The 21,712-nt window shown below is 45.0% G+C and carries 12 protein-coding genes; 8 read left to right on the plus strand and 4 right to left on the minus strand.

What is annotated here, in order from left to right; translation table 11 throughout:
- The first annotated feature begins 79 nt into the window (after positions 1-79).
- The 3 genes from HRQ91_RS04050 to HRQ91_RS04060 all read left to right on the plus strand — a co-directional run bounded on the left by HRQ91_RS04050 (position 80) and on the right by HRQ91_RS04060 (position 6,749).
- Entirely contained in the window at positions 80-3,268 is a 3,189-nt protein-coding gene (locus HRQ91_RS04050; RefSeq protein ID WP_210120382.1) for a hypothetical protein, read from the plus strand.
- A 322-nt stretch (positions 3,269-3,590) separates the two neighbouring features.
- Positions 3,591-5,759 carry a methyl-accepting chemotaxis protein gene (locus tag HRQ91_RS04055; protein ID WP_246473276.1) on the plus strand — a complete coding sequence of 723 codons (2,169 nt, stop codon included), beginning with the start codon at positions 3,591-3,593 and terminating at the stop codon, positions 5,757-5,759.
- 9 nt (positions 5,760-5,768) lie between these two features.
- The gene (locus HRQ91_RS04060) at positions 5,769-6,749 is read left to right on the plus strand and encodes an AEC family transporter (RefSeq protein ID WP_210120383.1); all 981 of its coding nucleotides are present in this window, start codon (positions 5,769-5,771) and stop codon (positions 6,747-6,749) included.
- On the opposite strand, the gene HRQ91_RS04065 is transcribed toward HRQ91_RS04060, so the two are convergent.
- The 4 genes from HRQ91_RS04065 to tmk all read right to left on the minus strand — a co-directional run bounded on the left by HRQ91_RS04065 (position 6,746) and on the right by tmk (position 10,422).
- Complete coding sequence (locus HRQ91_RS04065) at positions 6,746-7,933, minus strand: cysteine desulfurase family protein (protein WP_210120384.1); 1,188 nt, start codon at positions 7,931-7,933, stop codon at positions 6,746-6,748. The genes HRQ91_RS04060 and HRQ91_RS04065 overlap by 4 nt on opposite strands.
- 35 nt (positions 7,934-7,968) lie before the next feature.
- Positions 7,969-9,129 carry a 3-dehydroquinate synthase gene (locus HRQ91_RS04070; protein WP_210120385.1) on the minus strand — a complete coding sequence of 387 codons (1,161 nt, stop codon included), beginning with the start codon at positions 9,127-9,129 and terminating at the stop codon, positions 7,969-7,971.
- Positions 9,130-9,139: 10 nt separating this feature from the next.
- Positions 9,140-9,682 (minus strand): hypothetical protein, encoded by a 543-nt coding sequence (locus tag HRQ91_RS04075; protein WP_246473303.1) that lies wholly within the window; start codon positions 9,680-9,682, stop codon positions 9,140-9,142.
- A gap of 104 nt (positions 9,683-9,786) precedes the next feature.
- A complete protein-coding gene (gene tmk, locus HRQ91_RS04080) occupies positions 9,787-10,422 on the minus strand; it encodes a dTMP kinase (RefSeq protein ID WP_210120386.1) in 636 nt (211 codons plus the stop codon).
- 57 nt (positions 10,423-10,479) lie between these two features.
- Between tmk and HRQ91_RS04085 the strand changes: the two genes are divergently transcribed.
- The 5 genes from HRQ91_RS04085 (at position 10,480) to HRQ91_RS04105 (ending at position 21,690) form a co-directional block, all read left to right on the plus strand.
- Positions 10,480-15,138 (plus strand): translocation/assembly module TamB domain-containing protein, encoded by a 4,659-nt coding sequence (locus tag HRQ91_RS04085; RefSeq protein ID WP_210120387.1) that lies wholly within the window; start codon positions 10,480-10,482, stop codon positions 15,136-15,138.
- A 13-nt stretch (positions 15,139-15,151) separates the two neighbouring features.
- Positions 15,152-17,584: an outer membrane protein assembly factor BamA gene (gene bamA, locus HRQ91_RS04090; protein WP_246473277.1), complete on the plus strand. Its 2,433-nt coding sequence runs from the start codon at positions 15,152-15,154 to the stop codon at positions 17,582-17,584.
- Positions 17,585-17,648: 64 nt separating this feature from the next.
- Positions 17,649-18,170 carry an OmpH/Skp family outer membrane protein gene (locus HRQ91_RS04095; protein ID WP_210116809.1) on the plus strand — a complete coding sequence of 174 codons (522 nt, stop codon included), beginning with the start codon at positions 17,649-17,651 and terminating at the stop codon, positions 18,168-18,170.
- Between the two features lie 25 nt (positions 18,171-18,195).
- Positions 18,196-20,814: a DNA mismatch repair protein MutS gene (gene mutS / locus HRQ91_RS04100; RefSeq protein WP_210120388.1), complete on the plus strand. Its 2,619-nt coding sequence runs from the start codon at positions 18,196-18,198 to the stop codon at positions 20,812-20,814.
- 201 nt (positions 20,815-21,015) lie between these two features.
- Positions 21,016-21,690: a ComF family protein gene (locus HRQ91_RS04105; protein ID WP_210120389.1), complete on the plus strand. Its 675-nt coding sequence runs from the start codon at positions 21,016-21,018 to the stop codon at positions 21,688-21,690.
- Positions 21,691-21,712: the final 22 nt, after the last annotated feature.

The following is a 21,712-nucleotide window of genomic DNA, read 5'->3' on the forward strand; positions in this document are numbered from 1 at the left end:
AATGTGACAAATGTGTAAAAAAATATTCTGCGTTGTAATTGTTTTTTGTCTTATTTCGCGTATCTTTGCCGGCGGCGTGATGAGCGGACAACGCAATAAGCGCACGATTGCGACTAAGTATTTTGAAATAATCTACGCTTCAGGATCGGAAAAAACAGCTTCGTTAGTCGCTTCAAACATAGATGCAATCTATGAATCCATATGCGCTGAATTTTATGAAACTCCGTGGATGAGGCGCTTCCCCGTCACAATAACAAATTCCGTCGACGATTTGAACGCTTATTACACTCCTTATCCGTATAACAGGATCGTTTTGTACGATACTTTGCCTAATGAAGAATTTTCGGTATTTTCAAACACGGTTCTCAGCGTTTTGTATCACGAACTTGTTCATGCTGTTACGTTCAATATGAAAAACAAAGTATTTAAGATCCTAGGTAAAATCTTCGGCGATGCCTTAAATCCCGCTTTTGTAAACGTTCCTCCGTCGGTTTCGGAAGGTGCGGCCGTTTTAATGGAAAGCCTTACGGATAATAGCCTCGCGGCCGGAAACATTTCTGACGGCGACGGGGAAGCGGCTGAAAAACTTTCCGCCGGAGGCGTGGACAAGAAGCGGGGCGTAAAGGCCGAAGGTACTGAAGGCCGAACGGCAAAAAATGAAAGAGCCGAAGGGCGGGTAAATTCTTTTTTCAGCACTCACGTCGTGCGTCAGGCAAAGATCGACAATAAATTTCCGACTTGGCGTGAAATCACCGGAGCCAGGGATGTTTTTCCCGTAGGTGAAATGCCGTATATTTTCGGCGGAATGTTTTACACCTATGTGAGGCAGACCTTCGGCGACAAAAAATACGCCGAGTTTTGGAGAAGGCTTGTAAACTCCTTCGATCTGAAATTTTATGAAGGAATGTTCAAAAAAGTTTTCGGCGCTCCGTTGGATCAGGTTTGGCGCGATTGGTACGAATCTATTGAAATTCCCGCTGATCTTACAGTCACGGACAGGGAGCCGGCGGGGAGCGTTTCCGGCCCGGACGCTTCAGGGGGAGGGGGCGGTTTTACGCTTTACGGAGACAGAGCCTCCGAATCGCAGCTTTTTACGTCTCTTACGAGCAGCGTTCTTTCCGTAGGCAGAAGAATCGCATGGATAGATTCCGCAACCGATTCCGTTTGGATCAAGTATTTTAACGAAGAAGGTGAACCTGAAAAACTTTTTACCCTGCCGGGAATTTCCCGCATAAAATTTTCTTCCGACGGAAGATACCTTGCCGTGAGCCGCACGAATCCTAGGGACGGCAGAAATTACTCCGGCATTTACGACGTAAAGACAAAAAAACTAAAATTCGCACGGCAGCCCGGTCTTCGTGACGCCGCCGTCGTATGCGGTGCGGATGGAGCGAAATATCTTTCGGCCGTTTGCATAAAATCTCAAAGAGCTCAGATACGGCTTTATAAAATAAAGGAATCTTCCGTTAAGGCGGATATTTTGAGCGACGTGTTTATGCACATAGACTTTAACCGAAAGGCGCAAGCGCCGCACACGACGTCCGGGCGGACGCCTCAAAGGAGCCAAGGGACAGAGGACGTTTTATCGGATCGGGCGGACAATACGCTTATGCCGTTCAGTTTGACGGACGGCGGCAACGGAATGCTTTCGTGGATAGTAAAGGACGGAATGAAAAACAAGATCGTTCTTTGCGAAATAAATTCAAAAAACATCCGTACATATGTGTTGCCTAAGGAACTCGACGGCGTGAACATAAAATTTCTTTCGGGAATAGTGCCGGACGGATTTCTTGCAGGACAGACAGGAGTTTTGCTTACGTTTTCATATACGGTAGAAAATTCTTTGCCGCGGCTTGGCTATTTTGCGCTCGATCTTGATAAGGAAAACACGACGACAAAAAAAAGAAACGCCTTTTGGTATTTGCAAAAACGCGACGTTTCAGGCGGAGTGTATTATCCTGCGGCGAAACCCCTTTCTCAGGGCGTTCAATTCCCCGATTCGCTTTATATCGCACGATTTTTTGATTCAAAAAAGATCCGTTTTTTTTCCGGCGATGATATGGAATTTGAACGCTTTTCAGCCGAAGAGGAAAAGCCTTCGATACTGCCGGCGCAGCGGACATCTGCAAAGGATTCTAAGAATTTTACGCCTGAAAAAGCCGCTGAGGCGGCTGAAATTGAGCGTTTCGGCATTCAGGGATCGAAGCCTTATTTTCCACTTAAATACTTTGCCGACGGACTTTTTCTTCCCGTAAGCGGCTTGTCCTTTTATGACGCCGCGCTTAATGAAACGACAGGCGCTCCGCTCGGTCTTTTATGGATCACGTCGGATCCGTGGATGGGAACCCTATTAAGTTTTACCGGCGGATACGACGTTGCCGAAAGCTTGGGCGGCATCGGAGTGACGGTTTCAGGCGGGACTTATACCGATGCTTTTAAATACGAGTTTACGTCTTCTGTAATCTTTGACGATACGGAACTTTTTCAAACGGCGGGAAAGCTGACTTTGACGTCTTCAATACAGGCAGGCGCGCTATTCGATGTGGTTTTTTACGATGCCGCTTCCGCAATGAAGGGACATTCTTTTGACGCCGACAGCGGCAAAAACAATTCGTTTGACTGGCTTTCAGTAAATAATCTTTCTGAAATAATGTTTTCTACCGTACGTAAAACCGGCAGGTCTTATTATTCATCGGGCGGATTTTTTGCAGGGCCCGCCTTAAAAAACGAATATTATGACTGCGCCAATCTTGACTTTAATTCATATTATGCAAATTTGGGCTTTAAAATAGGATATAAGCTGCCTTACATATTGCCGTTTTTGAATTTAAGGTCCGACGGCGGCGGAGCGACGCTGAATATTCCCCATTCCGCATCAGTATCGTTTCTTCCTTCTGCGGGAACCTTCGCTTCCCTTTCGGCGGATCTGGTCTTATTCTCGTACGAAGTTCAACGCGGTTTTTCAATGCTCATGCCCTTTTACATGAAGCGTTTTTCATTTGTCGGATCTTATAACGGAAAATATAAGTATCTCGATTACGGTTCTTGGGATATAAAACGCGCCGCAGAACTTCTGCAAAATTGTTTTGAAGGTGACATGGATTACTATGACCGTGCGGGGCTCGCTATGGATCTTTATTTTGCCTTTAATTCGGGAAGTTTTACTCAGGTTCCGATCCGCATGAGATTTTTAGGCGAATATGCAATCAGAAAAAAAGCCGGAGAAAACAGGTTTAATTTCGGAATACGGACAAAGATTTTAATGTAGATTTGCGGTGTAAGTTACTTTAACGCAACGTCGAGAGCTGAGTTGCGCCGGCGCGCGCCACATGACCGCCGCTTTCGGCCGAAACTGTTTTTTTTGAGAGGGAGGGGGCTTGGGTGCGGTCGCCGCAAAGGACTTTTACAAAATTGACATTTTATAGTTTATATGAGATTATTTTAAAGTATAAACCGAAGCGGATAAATATTAACCTGAGCGCCGAGATTACCGTGACATTACTTGTAAGTCGCACATCCGTGTACGACTGCGCCCTAAAATTAGGGAAGCTCGAAATTTTGGCTAAATAAAATACGTAAAAGAGGTATCTATGTCTGACTCGAATCCTGCAATCATAAAAAACAAAACGGGCTTTTTTTCGTCAATACGCACAAAATTGGTCGTTGCCGTTATGCTCATCGTTAGCGTTCTTGTTTTATGCGCCTGCCTCATAGTCGGGTATTCAATACGCGATATGACTATGAAGCAATACATGCAATTTATGGATCAGGAGCTTTCGATAATCGAACAGGATGTGCATTCGTTTACGCGAAATAATATGCGTATGGTTCAAATGCTTGCGAAAGACGGCTTGGTAATGTCCGTCGACGACACTTTAAACAATTATTCCGTTGCAAAATCCGATATTGCGGTTAAAGACACGAAAAAGAGCAAAACGGAACAGGCTCTGGTGAATCTGTTTAAGCATGTGCAGGATCAATGGAGCGAATTTGCCGAAGTGTATATAGGAACCGAATGGGGCGGTTATGCGACTTCCTTCGACGGTGTTATGAAAGCCGGCTATGATCCCAGAAAACGCGGATGGTACCTTCAAGCTTCCGCAGCCGACGGAAAAACGATAATGACTCCCGCCTATGCATCTACGATCGGAGAAGCCGTAGTGTGTTTTTCTCAAAAAGTTTTTTCACAAACCGGAAATTTTATAGGTTGCATGAGCATTGAAGTGGGGCTTGGAAATCTCACTTCTTTTATAGAAAACATAAAAGTGGGTAACGGCGGTTATGTGATGCTTGTGCAAAACGACGGCACTGTTTTAACCGATCCCAAACACAAGGAATTGAATTTTAAAAAACTTTCCGAAAACGGAATCCCGGCCTTCGAAGAGCTTAACGACATTCAGTCCGGAGTGACGGAAGTGTCATTCGACGGAAAAAAATGGCAGACGCAGATCGTTTCGATGGATGGCTTAGGTTGGAAACTCATCGCATTTGTAGAACTCGAAGAGATATTGGCGCCGGTGTATAATTTTGTGCGCAATGTGATCTTTATCGGAGCGGGAATGTGCATAGTGTTTTTTATGCTTATATTTTTGTTTTCAGGCAGATTGCTTGTTTTTTTCGGCAGATTGCAGAATTTGTTTTCCAAGATCGCTTCCGGCGACATTACCGGAAGAATCGCAGCTAAAGGAAAAGACGAAGTCAGTTTGCTTTTGCAGTATTTTAACAGGACTATGGACAACGTATCCCATATGATCAGCACGCTTATGACCGAATCCCAAACCATGCAGGAAGTAGGCGAAAGCCTGGCATCCAATATGTCTCAGAGCGCAAGCGCGATAAATGAGATCACGTCGAATATCGAAGGCGTCAAACAGCAGGTTCAGACACAGGCTGCAAGCGTAACTGAAACTTCTTCTACGATAGAGTCCATAATCCGCATAATAAAGAATGTTGATTCGAGCGTAACCGCGCAGGTAAAATGCGTTGAAACTTCTTCCGCTGCAGTAGAGCAGATGATTGCCAACATAAATTCCATAGGAAAGGTCTTTGAAGAGAATAACGTAACGATCCAGAATTTGTATAAGCATTCCCTCGAAGGAAAAGAGGGCGCTATGAAAGCTAACGGCATAGTTTCAAAGGTTGTGGAGCAGTCCGCTTTGCTTGCCGAAGCCAGTGAAGTAATACAGCGTATTGCAAGTCAGACGAATTTGCTTGCTATGAACGCCGCTATCGAAGCCGCTCACGCGGGCGAATCGGGGAAAGGCTTTGCCGTCGTCGCCGATGAAATTCGAAAGCTTGCCGAAGAATCCAACAGGCAGGGAAAACACATAGAAACGGTTTTGAATGAAACCGCCGAAATAGTCGACCAGCTAACCGTTTCCGGGCAGGGCGCGGAAAAAGCCTTTACCGCGGTGTACGATTTGGCCGAAAAGGTTGCGGAACAGGAACAGTCCGTCGTGCAGGCGATGAAAGAGCAGCAGAATGCCAGCGCCGACGTTTTGCAGGCTATGAAAGAAATAAGCGAAGTTACGATGACGGTAAGAGACGGTTCTTCGGAGATCGTTACCGGAGGAGAAGAAATATCCAAGGAAATGCATCGTCTTAACGATCTTACCCGCATGATAACCGACAGCATGGATGAAATGGCCATAGGCACCGTACAAATAAACGACGCCGTCCAGGACGTTCACATGGTCACTAAGAAAAACAAAGAAAGTATTGAAAATCTTATCGTGGAAATAAATAAATTCAAGGTTTGACTTTCAACAATGGAATCATTTGTTTTTTCGATGAATGCGGTTTTGCCGCTCGTGTGTCTTACAGCTTTAGGGTATGCGCTGCGGCAAAGCAATTTTTTTAACGATGATTTTATAAAAGCGGGCAATAAATTCGTATTTACAGTATGCCTTCCGTGCTTAATGTTCGTAAATATTTATAACATTCAAAAAATGGATTCCGCTTATTATAAAGTGATGCTTTTTGCGTCGGTTTCCATACTTGCCCTTATAGCAATTGGGACTTTGTTTTGCGTGTTCTTTGTGCAAGACCCCAAACAAAAAGGCGTCATGGCGCAGACCTTTTTTCGTTCCAATTTTGCGATCATCGGAATTCCTCTCGCTCGCTCTATTTTCGGCGACGAAGGCGGGGCAATGGGAGCGGTGATCCTTGCGTGTTCCATACCGCTTTTCAATATTTCTTCCGTGTTTTTGCTTACCGTATTTTTAAAAGAGGAACAGAAAAGAATTTCCGTAAGATCGATTCTTTATAAAATATTAAAAAATCCGCTCATAGACGGAATTTTTTTCGGCGGTCTCATGTTAGTGTTAAGACCGTATGTGAACGGGTGGACGCTTAAAAACGGCGAAATCCGTTTTGTATATAGGATCATAGAAGAGCTTGCAAAGGCGGCTTCTCCTTTTTCGCTTGTGATTTTGGGCGGCCAATTTCAAATTTCGGCTGTAAAAAGGCTTTTTTCAAAGATCGCGTTTGCAGTTTTTGTACGCCTCGTCGCGGTTCCCGTAGCGGGGCTTTGGGCGGCTCATCTTATCTTTCCGGATTTTAAAGGACCGGAATACGCAGCGCTGCTTGCGCTTTTCGGCTGTCCGATCGCAGTTGCTAGCGCCATAATGGCTAATCAGATGAATAACGACGGGGAACTTGCAGGTCAGATCCTTGTTTGGACTACGTTTTTTTCAGGGCTTACGCTTTTTTGCTTTATAAGCTTTTTCCGCTTTAAAGGAATTTTTTAAAACACGGTGAATTCCCTGCATATGTTTTTTACTTCTTCAAAAAGCTCCCGCATCGCTTTTTCCGTAGTGGAAAAGCCGAAACTGAAACGGACGGCAGATTCTCTTTCTTCCGCGCTCACGTGCATCGCTTCCAATACGGGACGCGAGCGCTTTTTTGCCGAGCAAGCGCTGCCCGTAGAAATGTAAAAGCCCTTTGCACCTAGCGCTCTCACCATCACTTGCCCGGGAATCCCTTTAAATGCCGCCTGTAATATCCACGGAGAAAAATTCTTTTCGTTTTGCGTTTCTTGCCTGGAGTGCGGCAGTATTATGCAGTTTTTCAGCGTCGAAAAATTTTGAATCAATGCCCCTGTCCACTTTATTTGAAGTTCGAGCCGTTCCTGCATCTTCGGATTTTTATCTGAAATACAGTAGCGTTCAAAGCAGTCCGCGACGGCCTTTGCTCCGAAGAGGTTTTCCGTTCCGGGACGGATGTTTTTTTCTTGTCCGCCTCCGCGCAAAAAAGGCGTAAATTCATTTGCCGAATACAATATTCCGATTCCTCTGGGGCCGCAAATTTTATGCGCGCTGAAGGCTGCGCTGTCTATGCCTCCGCCTAAAAGCGGCATCTTGATCTTACCTGCGGCTTGCACGCAGTCGACGTGGAATTTGGGCCGGCGTTTTCCTTTGTAAAATTCGGAAAGTTTTTGGGCGATTTCAATAACCGGCTGTACGGCTCCCGTTTCGTTGTTTACCGCCATCACACAAACTAAAACCGTATCGTCGGTCAGACAGCTTTCAACCGCTTCGGGTGTGATTAGCCCGTTTAAATCCGCAGGTATTGTTATGATCTTCCAACCGAGGTTTTTAAGCGCAAAAGCTTGTTCGCGAACGGCGGGATGTTCCAGAGAGCTTATCAAAATCGTTGCCGGCGCCGGACGAGTCAGCATGGAAAGCATGGGTATGTGATTGCTTTCGGTCCCCCCTGAAGTAAAATACAGGGAAGAAGGCTCTACTCCCAAAGCGGCCGCGGCTTTTTCCCTTGCGGCATTTAAAAAAAAAGCCGCGCGCGTTCCTGCCGGATGGACGCTCGAAGGGTTGCCCCAAATGCGAACGGATTCTTCCAGAGCGTTTTTAACGATGTCTTCGTCGGCAGGCGAAGTGGCGGCCCAATCAAAATAATGCAATATTTCCGATCTGTTCATATTTTATAATACCCGTATTGACGTATCTTTTTCCATCACTTTCCGGACGACAGAACTTTCAGAATGTCGCCGTCTTTAACTTCCGTAATCACCGTATCCGCTATGCCCCTTTGCAGTATGAGGCGCACGTTGCTTGAATCGTTTTTTTTGTCGTTTTTCATTGCGCCGATCAGTTTTTGTGCGGGATCCGGTAAATTTTTAACGGAACTGTGCACGGCTGAAGTTTCCCAGCCGAACGAACTTAATAATTCGAGGATTTCGTCTTTATACGCTGAAGTGCAGAGTTTCAAGTTTGAGCTCAAACACGCGGCTCTGCCTATTCCCCACGCCACGGCGTCGCCGTGCGTCACTTTTCCCAAGCCTGCGACGGTTTCAAGCGCGTGTCCGAACGTATGCCCGAAATTCAGCTGCATGCGGATGTTTTTTTCCGTAAAATCGCTCTCTGCGACCGCGGCCTTTGCTTTTACGCATTCGGTGATGATCGTAAAAAGCACGTCCTCTTTCCGGCTGAGAATGTCGTTCCCGCTTTTTTTTATGAGTTCGTACATTGAAGGCGAATATAAAAGCGCCGTCTTTAGAGCCTCGGCAAAGCCCGATCGGAATTCGTTTTCGCTCAAGGTTTGTAAAAAATGCGGAAAAACGTAAAGAGTTTTTGCAGGATAAAAGGTGCCGATCATGTTTTTATAGTTTTCAAAGTCGCAGCCTGTCTTTCCGCCGACGGCGGCGTCGACCATTGCCAAAAGCGTCGTCGGAACGAATTCTACGACCGCTCCGCGTTTAAAAAGGGATGCGGCTAAGGCCGTTACATCGGTTATGACGCCGCCGCCTATTCCCACAAAAACGTCGTGTCTTGCTAACCGGTGATCAAGCGCCGTCTTTATTATCTTAAGCACGCTTTCCATCGTTTTGTATTTTTCCCCGGCTTCCAAAACTAAAAGAACATCGCCCCCGGATGTGCCGTTTGTAAATGAGTTTATAAATGGGATGACGCTTTTTAGAGAGGAAACGGTCTTGTCCGTTACAAAGATATGCCGGCGTTCGGCAAGGCTTGCGCCGCAGGATTCGCCTGTTTTTTCTTCGCTGTGTTGCTTTTTAAAAAGCTCTAAAAGATCCGCTTGTCCTTCATAAAATTTGATTGTCGTTTTATCGGTTCCGGAATTTATCGCAGGATATTTTATTGTAAATTCTGACAGCATGTGTGAAAGTTTAATATGTTTTATCGTCTATTGCAATAAAGTCGTCTATTACGTTTTGGACACGAGTCAATTCTCTTTCCAAAATTTTCGAATAGTCAAGTTCTCCCGTCCCTATGCGCTCCCTTTCGTCTTCCCAGTTTTGAAGATCGGTGATGAACATAAAGTTAAAACTTGCGCCGTTAGCCTTTTCCGCCCAAAGTTTTGCTTCCCGCCAATAATATTTTCCGGCGGTATAACAGGATTTCGCCTTGTCCAAATCGTTGAGATATTCTTCTTTCCACGGCGCGTCGTAAAAATATGCGACCTTTTTGTCGTAAATTCTTCCAAGCCTTAAATGCTGTTCTATGAGTTTAAGGTTTAAATGCATCATGTAAAGATAACGGTATTTTTCCCATTCTTTTTTGTTTGTGATCTTTGCGTCGGCGTATTGCGGGTTTGCAAAGTCCGCCTGAACCGCTTTTTCAAGCCAGTAGATGTTTTCTATACAGTCGTCGGGATCCTGGCGGTAGTGTATGTGGTAAAGCCTGTAAAAGTCTTCTTTGTATTTGACCATGTAGGCTGAAAGTTGCACGGCGTTTAAAATGTAAAAAAACGCCGCGAGCGCTGCAATTTTACAAAAACGCGGCAATGTTTTATTTAAAAAAAAAGTATGGAATTTCACTCTTTAAATATCGGAAGCTCTGCCATGTAACTCCAGATTATTTCGGCCGTTTTTTCAACCGCGTCTTCGGCGTTCAAACGGATGATTTTCATCCGTCCGTTTTTACCGCATTCGCCGTTTTTTTCGTAGAAAGACACCACTTTTTCGTATGCTTTCGCCGTCTCTTCAAGATATTCGCTTTTTTCGTATATTTCGATAAAATCCCGATTTTTTATGCGTTTTAATGCGACGCCCGGCGAAATTTCAAAAAAGAAAAGTATTTGCGGAAGCGGAAAATCTTCATTTAATTTATAGGGCAGGTCCCAGCCGCAGCTTACGGACTGATAGGCAAGGCTTGAAAACGTATATCTGTCGCTTATTGCAATTTTGCCTTGGGCGATCTGTTCTTGAATCCCTTTAGCGCCGTTTATGTGTTCGTTTCTGTCTGCGGCAAAAAGAAACGCGGCGGTGCGCGGTTCCACCGTCAATTCGCCCTTGAGTATGCGGCGCAAAAAAACACCTGTCGGCGACGACGTGGGTTCCGCAGTTATAAAGAATTTTTCATGCTCCGGTCTTTCCGATAAAATTTTAAGCTGCGTGGATGTTCCCGAGCCGTCGATGCCCTCAAACGCTATAAAATTTTTTAATACCATAAAATATACCTGTTTTTTTTTCGACAATATAATAAAATAAGAAAATCCGTATAGTTTATGAAAGGGCATGTTTTAAAAACCGGCACGGGCGGTACGATTTTTATTTTTCTCATATTTGCGGCCTTCGCGGTGATCCGTCCCGCCTTTGTAAGGCTGTCGGAATGGAGCCGCAGCTATGTTGTAAAAACCTTTGCAGAATTGGAAAAAACTACCGCTCTTAAATTTTCGTATGCGTCTCTTTCTCCTTCCATTTTATCAGCAATAAGGATAAAAGGTATAGTAGTTTCGGATCCTGACAATAAAAATAAACTCTTATCGGTAAAAAAAATTGTTCTATCTTATGATATAAGAAAACTGCTTAGCGGGAAATATGAAAAAGCCCTTACCGGCCTTGTGATAAACGGACTGACGCTTGAATATAATGCGATTACGGATGCGAAGATAATTGAAAAATTCCGTGCGCTTTTTTCGGGCGGCGCCTATGATTCCGGCGTGCGCGAGTCTTACGGCGCGTCGTTAAATTCCGGCGATGTATCAAATCCCGCCGACACGCAGAAAACCGCCGATGCAACAAATCCCGCCGACACGCAGAAAACCGCATCCGAAGTCATATCCGAAATTTTAAACCTGCCCTATGAAAAATTTACGGCTTTTTTGCCGGCTTCCGTTCGCGTAAGAAACATTTCGCTTCATTACGCGGACGAACGCGTCGATCTTCTGTGTCGTTTAAAAAAACTTCAATTTGCCGGTTCTAAAGGCGGTACGCCTTTGGCGCTTGATGCCGAAGGTTTTGCCGACACAAGAATATCCGGCGGACAAAGTCTTTCATTCGGTTTTGCGACGCACGCGGTTTTTCCTGCGGATTTAAAAAATATTACGGCAAATTTATATCTGTCGGACATTTCCAACAAGGATTTCAGAATAAATTCCGTTAATTTATTATGCGAATATGCGGGCGATGAAAAGATTTATATAAAGACGTTAAGGAACGCCTTTCCGTTTACCGCGGAAGCCGCGGCCGATATGGAAAAAAAGGAAGTTACATTTTCATTCTCATGTAAAAATCTTATGCCGTTTCAACTTGTGTATTTTTCAGGTAAGGCTAAGGAATTGCGAAAACTGCTCGGCTTGTCTGCCGACCTTGACTTAAGCGGTTCCTATCTCATCGACACAAAAAAAATCTCATACGTTTCCAGCGGAAAGTTAAATTTTCCGCATCAATTCATATCAGGCGGACTGACGGCCTCCTATTCCGTTTCAGGCGATAACGACGGCGTTTCGATTCCTTTTTTGGATTTAACAGGACGCGATTACGACGTTTCCTACTCAGGCGAGTATTCCGTCAAAAATTCGAATTTGTCCGGTTCCGCACAGATACGAAAAATTCAGCTTTCAAACGGCGGAATAATTTCTTCCGAGCTTTATTTCGATCCTTTGCCTAGGGGATTTATGGTCTTTGCGCCTCAGTTATTCTTGGGTGAAAAAGCCTTTACGGCCTTGCAGCTTTCCATTATCCCGCGGGAAGACGATTCGCTTGACTTTAATTTTGAAGCTTCGGATTATTCTCACACCGAAGCGGAAGAGCCGGGAATTTTGCGTTTTGACGGAAGTTATCTGCCCGGAAACCGTTATGTGCAGACGAGCCTCACGGCCCAAAACTTATACATGGACAGCATTGTAAACGCGGTCGCGTTTGTCCTTCCCTCTCAGAAATCCGAAAGGCTTAAAAACTACGCTGGTGCCGCGGCTCCTTACATATTCAGCGGAGAAACCTATCTTTCGTACGATTTTGAAACATTTTCTTTTAACGTTCCGTATTCGATCATTGCAAACACTCAAAAAGACCGGCAATTGCTGATCTTTTCATTAAACGGCAACAACGATTCGCTTCAAATTTCAAGGTTCGACGTTTTGTACGGCGAGCGGACTTTTAATATGACCGCGCTGGCGGAATTTTCAGGTTCGGCTGACGAAGCGTTTTTTTCAAGCGACATGATGTATAACGGTATTCCCTATCGCGTGAACGGAACCGCTTCTTCTTCTTGGATAGATATTACGGGCGATTACGGCTTTCAGTCCATAATATCATTGAACAAAACTCCTTCGAATATTTTTGAACCGTATTTGAGCGGAACCTTGCATTTTGAAAATTTGCCTTTTTCCACAAAAAGATACGTGTTTACTTCTTCGTGCGATTCAAGTTTTTCCGTTTCCGACGCGGAAGGATTTTCGGCCGTAATATCGCGTTTTGAAACGCAGGAACCATCGGGGCGCCTTAAATCTTCTCCCAGGCTTAACATGAACGGAAATATTTCAAGATACGGGTTTATAATGGAATCGTTTGCGATTTCGGACGCTTCTTCGATTCTAAGCGGAAACGGGAGCGTCTTGTGGAATGTGAATAACGGAATTCTTGATTCATTGACTTTAAAGCTTGACGGCGATTCGGTTTTGACCGGTGAAAATTGGAATTTTTCCGCCGATATTACAAACCCGCTGAGACGAAGTTTTTCTTTTGAAGCGTTAAAAAAAGATTGTTTTTTTTCGGCACAGTTTAACGTAAAGAATTTTCCCGCCTACAGACTGTTCGAAAATCAAGGGCAAACGGACACGGTTTCTTTTTTGCTTTCAGGCAGCGGCACGTTGGAAAATCCCTACGTACAGCTTGACATAGGCACGTCATCCGTTTCTTTGCTGGGTTCTCCCGTGCTTTTTAACGGAAAAGCGGTGCTGGAAGACAAAAATTTTACATTGTCCGACGCCGACATAAACTGGATTATGCTGCGTTTTGACAATATAAACATGCAGTATTCGCTTGAAAGCGGCTCGGGGTCGATAGATACCGATTTTGAAGCGAAAATCGTTGAAAAATCCGTAACGGCCGCCCTTGAAATGAAAATCGATAATATTTCTCAAACAAGAGAAAGCTCAGGTTTTGCGATTTCCGATTCTCTAAGCGGCGTTTCCTCGGCCGGCACGGGCAGAACTTCCGCTGAGCGAAGCAATGCCGTTTTCGCCGTACCTAAGTCTTACATACTCACCGTTTCAGCCGAAAAAGTCGAAGGTTCGATTTTTACGTCGCCGTTCGCAGTGGGACTTTCCGTTATGAGAACACCCGGAAGATACGACGTTTATTCTTCAGGCGACATTAGGATTTCAGGTAATATTTTGGACGACGGCAGCATCAATTTTGAAACGGGAGAAGGATTCCCCGTCAGGTCTTCGATAAGCGGCTACGTGCATTCGGACGGAATGTCCATCGCGATAGATAAAATTTATGCGGATTTAAAGGACTTCGCGCCGCTTTTAACTTATCCTTTTATTGCGGTTCACAACGGAATAGTCGAGGGATATTGCCGGATGGAAGGACTTGCGTCGGATCCCGCTTTCAGCGGCAGTCTCACCATCACCGATCCCGAAATAAATCTTCCGATCATAATACCTGAGCACCTTTACGGTGAAAAAATGTTCCTTACGATAGAGAACAGCGAAATGACAATGCCCGATACGCTGTTTAAGATACGCGGAAACACCGTCACTACGAGCCTTGATTTGAGCTTCGACCGTTGGAATTTTGACGGCCTTTCGATCGACGTAAGAACGGCGCCCGACGTATTCGTTCCTGCGGATTTGAATTTGGGAGACATACGCATAACGGGAAAGGGAAGTCCCGATCTGCATATTTCAGTTTCAAAGACACAGACGGACGTTACTGGTTCCATATATGCAAAGGAGACGAGCGTCAACATTGCCGCAAAAGCCCTTGCCTCCGCAGCTCAGTCGATCGCCACTGGAGGAAACATAGCTTTTTCTCAGGAATTAATGCTTAATTATACGCTCACCGTTTCTCTTGACATCATGATGGGGCAAAGCGTTCAAGTTCTCATAGATCCCCTTGTCCGCGGCGTAGCAGCCCCCGGCACTCCGCTGCATTTTACTTTCGACAGTTCCGAAAACAGGATAGCCCTTGACAGCGACATAAGTTTTCGCGGAGGAGAACTCATTTACCTTAACCGCAATTTTTACATGCGTGAAGGACGCATAGTTTTTACCGACAGGCAGGAACTGTTTATGGATCCTGTGATAACCATACGCGCCGAAACCCGCGAACGCGACGACGACGGAAACCAGGTTACGATTACGCTTTCCGCGAACAATCAGCTTTTAAGCATGTTTTCGCCCAGATTTTCCGCGACGCCCGCCAAGTCCGAAAAAGAAATTATGGAATTGTTGGGGCAAATAATTACGGCCGATTCGAGCGACGCGGCGAGCCTCTTAGTGGCAACCGGCGATTACGCGTTACAGGTTACCGTAATGCGTAAAATAGAGAGCGCATTGCGTGATTTGCTTAATTTTGATATATTTTCGATACGGACAATGATCCTTCAAAATGCGATGAAGCAGGGACTGAACCTTAATATTGACAACGGAAGGATAACGGCCGGTAACTTTTTTGATAATTCGACTGTTTATATGGGTAAGTACTTCGGCCGTGAATTGTATGCGGACGCTTTGCTTCACTGGACTTACGACGAAGACCGCATAGACGACAATAATACGGTCGGAGGTCTTGTGTTCCAGCCGGAATTCGGTTTGGAAATGTCAAGTCCTTTCGTGAACATACGGTGGGGAATCGCACCGGATATAGACGCGATCAAAGAAAATCGATGGATCCCTACTACATCAGTTTCATTGTCATGGAAATTTAATTTCTAAAAAGGGGATTTTTATGCGTTCGATGCGCCGTCCGCTGCTCTATATATTTTTTGCCGCCGTTTTGTGTTCGTGTTTAAGCGTTTGGGCGCAGGAAAATTCAGGCGAACAGCCGGATCCCGACAATTGGTATTTGGGTAAAAACATAACTTCGATCACTTTTGAAGGACTTAAAAATGTAAGAAAGGTAGAACTTGACGGAATCATTTCAAGTTTTATAAATAAACCTTTTAACGACGAACTTTTCGGAAACCTGTTGGACAGATTATATGCTGTCGATTTTTTCGACGATATTTCTCCTACCGCGCATCGCGATCCAAAAAAAGAAGACGGCGTAAGGCTTGTTTTTACCGTAGAAGAAAAGCCTGTGGTTTCGCGTATAGTTTTTTCAGGCAACAATAAGATCCGGAACGGAGAATTGCGGGATGCTATCGCTCTTAAAACCGACGATATTTTCGTCTTGAGCAAGGTTCTTGTGGACGAACGCGCCATACGCAATAAGTATTTGGAAAAAGGTTACCTCGATATAAAAGTGACTTCCAAGACGACGGAAACCGACGGCGGAATTGTCGTAACTTTTTATATCGAAGAAGGGTACAACACCGTAGTTACTGATATAAAATTTTCCGGCAACAGGATAATTTCGTCAAAAACGCTTACTAGCCGTCTTAAAATGAAAAAAAAAGGCTTGTTCAGAAAGGGCGCTTTTGAAGAATCTCAGCTTGAAACCGACAAGCAGGAGATAGTTAAATATTACAAAGATTCGGGCTACATAAACGCAAGCGTAATCGACGTAATACGCGAAACAACTAAAAACGAAGAAAAAAAATGCGATGAACTCACATTGACCTTTGTAATTCAGGAAGGCGCTCAGTACACGTTCGGCGGAATGTCGTTTGCCGGCAATACTATTTTTCCCTTAGAACAGATTGAAAGTCTTGTAAAACTTAAAAAAGGCGATATTTTCAATCAGACGAAATTTCAAGAAAGCGTTATGGCCGTTGCCGATCTGTATTACGAAAACGGCTATACGTCGAATAAATTTGACCCGGCAATCACACAAGATGCGGATTCCCGCGTAGTTTCGGTAATGCTGAATATCGAAGAAAATGCGAGGAGCCATGTTGAAAACATCATCGTGCGTGGAAATACTAAAACTAAAGAAGAAATAATCCTGCGCGAAATTCCCATAGAGTCGGGGGACGTCTTTTCAAAGGCCAAGGTTACGACGGGATTGCGCAACCTGTATAATCTTCAGTATTTTTCGGGAGTAGTGCCCGACGTTACTCCCGGATCCGAAGAAAATCTTGTCAATTTGGTCGTCTCTGTGGAAGAGCAGTCCACCACAAGCATAGAATTCGGCCTTACGTTTTCAGGCGTCACCGATCCCGACGATCTTCCGTTCGCTCTGTTTTTAAAATGGCAGGATTCCAATATACGCGGAACCGGTAAGTCTATTTCCGCCAGCACTACGCTCGCTACCGACGAGCAGTCCGTTACTGTAGGTTTTGACGAAAACTGGCTTTTCGGAAAACCGATTTCATTTTCCGAAGCGCTGACGTTTTCACACGCGAATCTCAATGCGCTCAGAAGCGTCGTCATGGCCGACGGAACGGTAAACACCAACGATTACTATTTAAGCTATGAGCAATGGAATATCTCTTTGAACACTGGGTTTGGCCGCAGGTGGACGCCTGACTGGGCTATCATAGCTTTGTCGGGAGGACTTACCAACCGATTGATAAACAATGTCTATGACGAAGACTTATACAGACCGCTTGACAGCGCGATAAGCAATTACGCCAACGAATGGGGACTGAAAAACGCAGTCTGGGCGGCTTTTTCATTGGATGACCGCGACATAAACTGGGATCCTTCCAAGGGATGGTTTTTTAGCCAAAGATTTTCATGGTACGGATTGACTCCGTTTGAAACGGAATTTTACTTACAGAGCGCTACTAAAGGCGAATTTTATTTTACTCTGTGGAATTTGCCGGTTACCGAAACATGGAGCTGGAAAATGGTTTTGGCGGGATATTCCGGACTCACAATGCAGGTGCCCGCGTATAATTCTTTTGTAAGCCGCACGAGCCAGCTTTACATAGACGGTATGTTTACGGGGCGCGGATGGACGAATATTTATAATTCCCTTCGGGGACGCGCTTTGTGGACAAGCTACCTTGAATTGCGCATGCCCGTAGTTCGCGGAGTTTTGGCTATCGACGGCTTTCTCGATGCGGCCGTCGTAAAAGACAGTCCCTACGAGCTGTTTAACGATCTTAACATAAACGATTTTTATTTCAGCACCGGGCCGGGACTTCGCTTTTCAATTCAGCAATTTCCGCTGCGTCTGTTGTTTGCAAGCAAATTCAGGCATAACGATGAAAGAGGTTTTTATTGGGACGACATCTGGCGGTTCGTTTTGTCGTTTAACATCATAAATAAGTGATAGTTACGGCCGCCTGTCCGCGGCGGCCGTGTTTTTAATCGGATTTGGTATTGGGAGTTACCGTATGAATAAGACAATTCGCTATTTTTTTATATGTTTGTTTTTTATCCTTCCGCATGCCTTTGCCCAGCAGCAGATAACCCGTTTCGGCGTCGTAGATACGTCTCGCGTATATCAATCGTATTTTAGAAATTCTACGGCAGTGCGAAATTACGAATCCAAAAAGGCTCAGTTTCAGGAAGAGATCAATAAAAGAACTCTGGAGCTGCAGAATCTTCAGGCGCAAAAGCTGGAATATGAAAAAAACGACAATCAGTCGGCGGCGCTCCGCATTGAAAGCGAAATCGTAAAAAAAACCGATTTTTTAAACGAGTACACGAACGCCAAGAATATAGAACTTGAAACCATAAAAAATTCCCTTCAAAGATCCGATTCTTTTTACCAAAAACTGTATGCGACGCTTTCGCACATTGCAGAATCGGAAGGCTACAGCATGATCTTAAGTCTTCAGCAGGCTAACGCCATCCTTTGGTACAGCCCTTCGGTAGACATTACCGATCAGGTGATAAGAGAACTGGGACTTTAGTTTTTTATCGGGCGGCAGGCGAAAAATGGCAACGGATTCTCAAATGACGCCGTTAATGGCACAGTATGTTTCGATAAAAGAAAAACACAAAGAAGACGTTCTCTTTTTCAGGCTGGGCGATTTTTACGAGATGTTTTTTGAAGACGCGGTGGAAATTTCGCGACTTTTAAATCTCACGCTTACGCACCGGCAAGGCACTCCTATGTGCGGCGTTCCTTATCACGCCGCAAAGATCTACATAGCAAGGCTTTTGCGGCTCGGAAAAAAAATTGTGATATGCGAGCAGGTGGGTGAAATTTCTCACGGAAAAGGACTTACCGAACGCAAGGTTGTGGAGATAATTACTCCCGGCACCGCCGTAGAATCCGAATACCTTAACGGATACACCAATAATTACCTCGCTGCTCTGTCCGTCAGCCGCGGCAAAGTGGGATTCGCCTACATAGACGTTACAACGTCGGATTTTTGCGCAACTTCTTGGCCTTCTTCCGTTACGGCCGACAATTTTTCCAAGGAATTGGGACGCTGCAATCCCAGAGAAATTCTTCTTCCGCTGTCGCTGAAAAACAACCAGGAAATTCAAGCGCCCATTGCTGCTATGCCCGGAATATCCGTAACCTACTATCCGGACTGGCATTTTTCTTTTGAGCTTTCATATAAAAAGCTTGTTTCGCAATTTAAAACCGCAAACCTGCAGCCTTTCGCATTGAATGAAAATTCGCCTGAAATTCCGCCTGCGGGTTTTTTGCTCGATTACCTTGAAAAGACTACCAACACGAGCATACCTCACATAAGTTCCATAAGAATTTATCACGACAGCGATTATGTAATTATAGACGATTCTTCGAGGCGCAATCTTGAAATAGTATCGAATTTGCGCGACGGGAGCAGCCGGTATACGCTTTTGGAATGTGTAAATTATACCGTAACCGCTATGGGCGGCAGAATGATGAGAGCTTGGCTTTTGTCGCCTCTTACCGACTGCAAAAAAATATCCGCCCGTCAAACGCACATTGATTTTTTTGTAAAAAACAGGGGTTTGCTCGCTAAGATAAGAGAAAATCTTTCTTCGGTTCTGGACATAGAGCGCCTTGCCGGGCGAATAGCGATGGACAGAGCGCACGCAAAGGATCTGCAGGCGCTGAAGGCGAGCCTTGCATCGTGGCTTTTAGTGCGGGAATCCTTGTTGCAGCAGGACTTCGCGCAAATCCCTTCCGAACAGGCGCAGGAGATCATAGATATGGTGCAAAATGCCATAGCCGACGATCCTGCGACGTCTTTAACCGAAGGCGGAATAATAAAAGACGGGTGGTCTGAAGAACTTGACCGATGGCGCCGTATAAACGGAAATTTTAACGAAATACTTGAAAAATATCTTGAGGAAGAAAAAAAACAGACGGGAATTTCCACTCTTAAAATAAAATACAACAACAGTATCGGATATTGTCTTGAAGTTACCAGAGGAAAATTGGGCGCCGTTCCAGAGCATTTTATAATGAGGCGCTCACTTTTAAATGCCGATCGTTATACGACGACAAGACTTCAAGAGCTTGAAAAAGAACTTACGCAGGCGGAAACAAGGATAAACGAGCTTGAACGCGACCTGTTTATCGAAATCCGAAATAAATTAAAAAACTTTGTTCCGTATCTTTTAAAAACATCGCATGAAATCGCATATACCGACGTTACTTCATCGCTGGCTCACGCGGCGATATTGCAGAACTGGGTTAGGCCTGAAATTGACGACAGCGTAGCCTTTTTTGTGCAGGGCGGGCGGCATCCTGTAGTAGAGCGGCATCTGCCTACGGGCGAATTCGTTCCCAACGATTTGGCTCTTTTTACCGAAGCGCAGACGGAAAAAGAAACTTCTTTTGCACTTATAACAGGGCCCAACATGGCGGGAAAGAGCACATATCTGCGTCAAAACGCACTCATTGCGCTTTTGGCTCAAATCGGTTCGTTTGTTCCGGCACAAAAAGCGCATATGGGCGTTGTCGACCGCATATTTTGCCGCGTAGGCGCCAGCGACAATCTTGCACGCGGAGAATCTACGTTTCTCGTTGAAATGACCGAGACCGCCCACATATTGAGATCCACAACTTTAAAGTCCTTTGTGATTATGGATGAAGTAGGCCGAGGAACGTCCACTGAAGATGGGCTTTCCATTGCGTGGGCCGTCGCGGAATATCTGCTTGATGTTCTTAAATGCAAAACTCTTTTTGCAACCCATTATCATGAACTTACGCGCATGGAGCATCCGGCGCTGAGCCTTTTATGTATGGAAGTTTCCGAGCAAAGCGGATCCGTCGTGTTTATGAGAAAAATAAAACAAGGCGCTTCCGAAAATTCTTACGGAATCCACGTCGCCCGCCTTGCCGGTGTTCCCCAAGATGTGATAGACAGGGCTAACGAGATACTCGCTCACATCCAGTCTGTGGCGTCTTCCCGCCCGTTGCTAACTTCGTCTCATGAAATACCGGTACTTGAAAAAAAAGAAGAAAAAATCAAGTCTATTTCGCCCGGTCTTTTCAGCGACGAAGAGATGATATTGGATGAAATCCTTTCCTGCGATACGGACGAAATGACGCCTCTGTCCGCTCTTCAAAATATCGCCCGCTGGAAAAAATCTTTGTCCGGCCGCTAAGCGTTCAGGCTGAAAAATTTGCGGTTTTATTCATTCTAAAACAATTAATGATATGTGAAATATTTGTCGAAAAGACATTACTGCGTTCCATTTATTCGCCGGCTTTGTTTTTTTATTAAATATCTTGTCATTACCGCTTTTAGGTATATGTTTTCTTATATCGCGGGGGGAACGCGATGCATTTGCTGCGGAAATATCTGTATGCTCCTGCCTTTATGCCGCGAGTGCCGCATGCGCTTTTTCGACTATGTTTCGCTTACGAGCGGCCGGCGCTGCCGAATCTGCGGTAAAGAACTCATTTCCGAAAACGGGACATGCCTTTCGTGCCGTGAAAAGAACGCTGCGTCGCATATTTTTCGCATTTATCCGTTATTTTCTTACCGTCTGTGGAATAAGGCGGTTTTATTTGAATGGAAGACGATGAATGTACGCGTGCTTTCGCCGTTTTTAGCTTCCGTCGTCCATAAAGCGGTATGTGAAATTGAAGGCGAAAGAGATGGAAGTCCGATCCCGATAGTACCGGTTCCGCCGCGTCCCAATAAAATAAAGGTAAAAGGATGGGATCAAATTGACGAATTGTGCCGTTTTTTAAACGGGTTTTATTCTCATAAAATCATGCCGCTTTTAGCCAGAAATTCCGTGCAGCAGCAGAAAAAGCTGGGGCGGCTTCAGCGTTTTGAGAGTATAAAAAGCGCGTATTCTTGCGCGCCCAAAAAAGAGCTTGATAAATTATTGAGCAGAGGAATTCCCGAAGAGGTGATTCTTTTGGACGACGTCATGACAACCGGAGCTACCGCCGAAAAATGCGCCGCACTTTTACAGGAGATCGGAATATATAAAGTGCATGTTCTTACGTTGTTTACTGTAGACGGATAGCCGCGAGACGAGGGGAGTGCGC

This window comes from Treponema parvum, assembly GCF_017893965.1.
GTDB classification, from domain to species: domain Bacteria; phylum Spirochaetota; class Spirochaetia; order Treponematales; family Treponemataceae; genus Treponema_D; species Treponema_D parvum.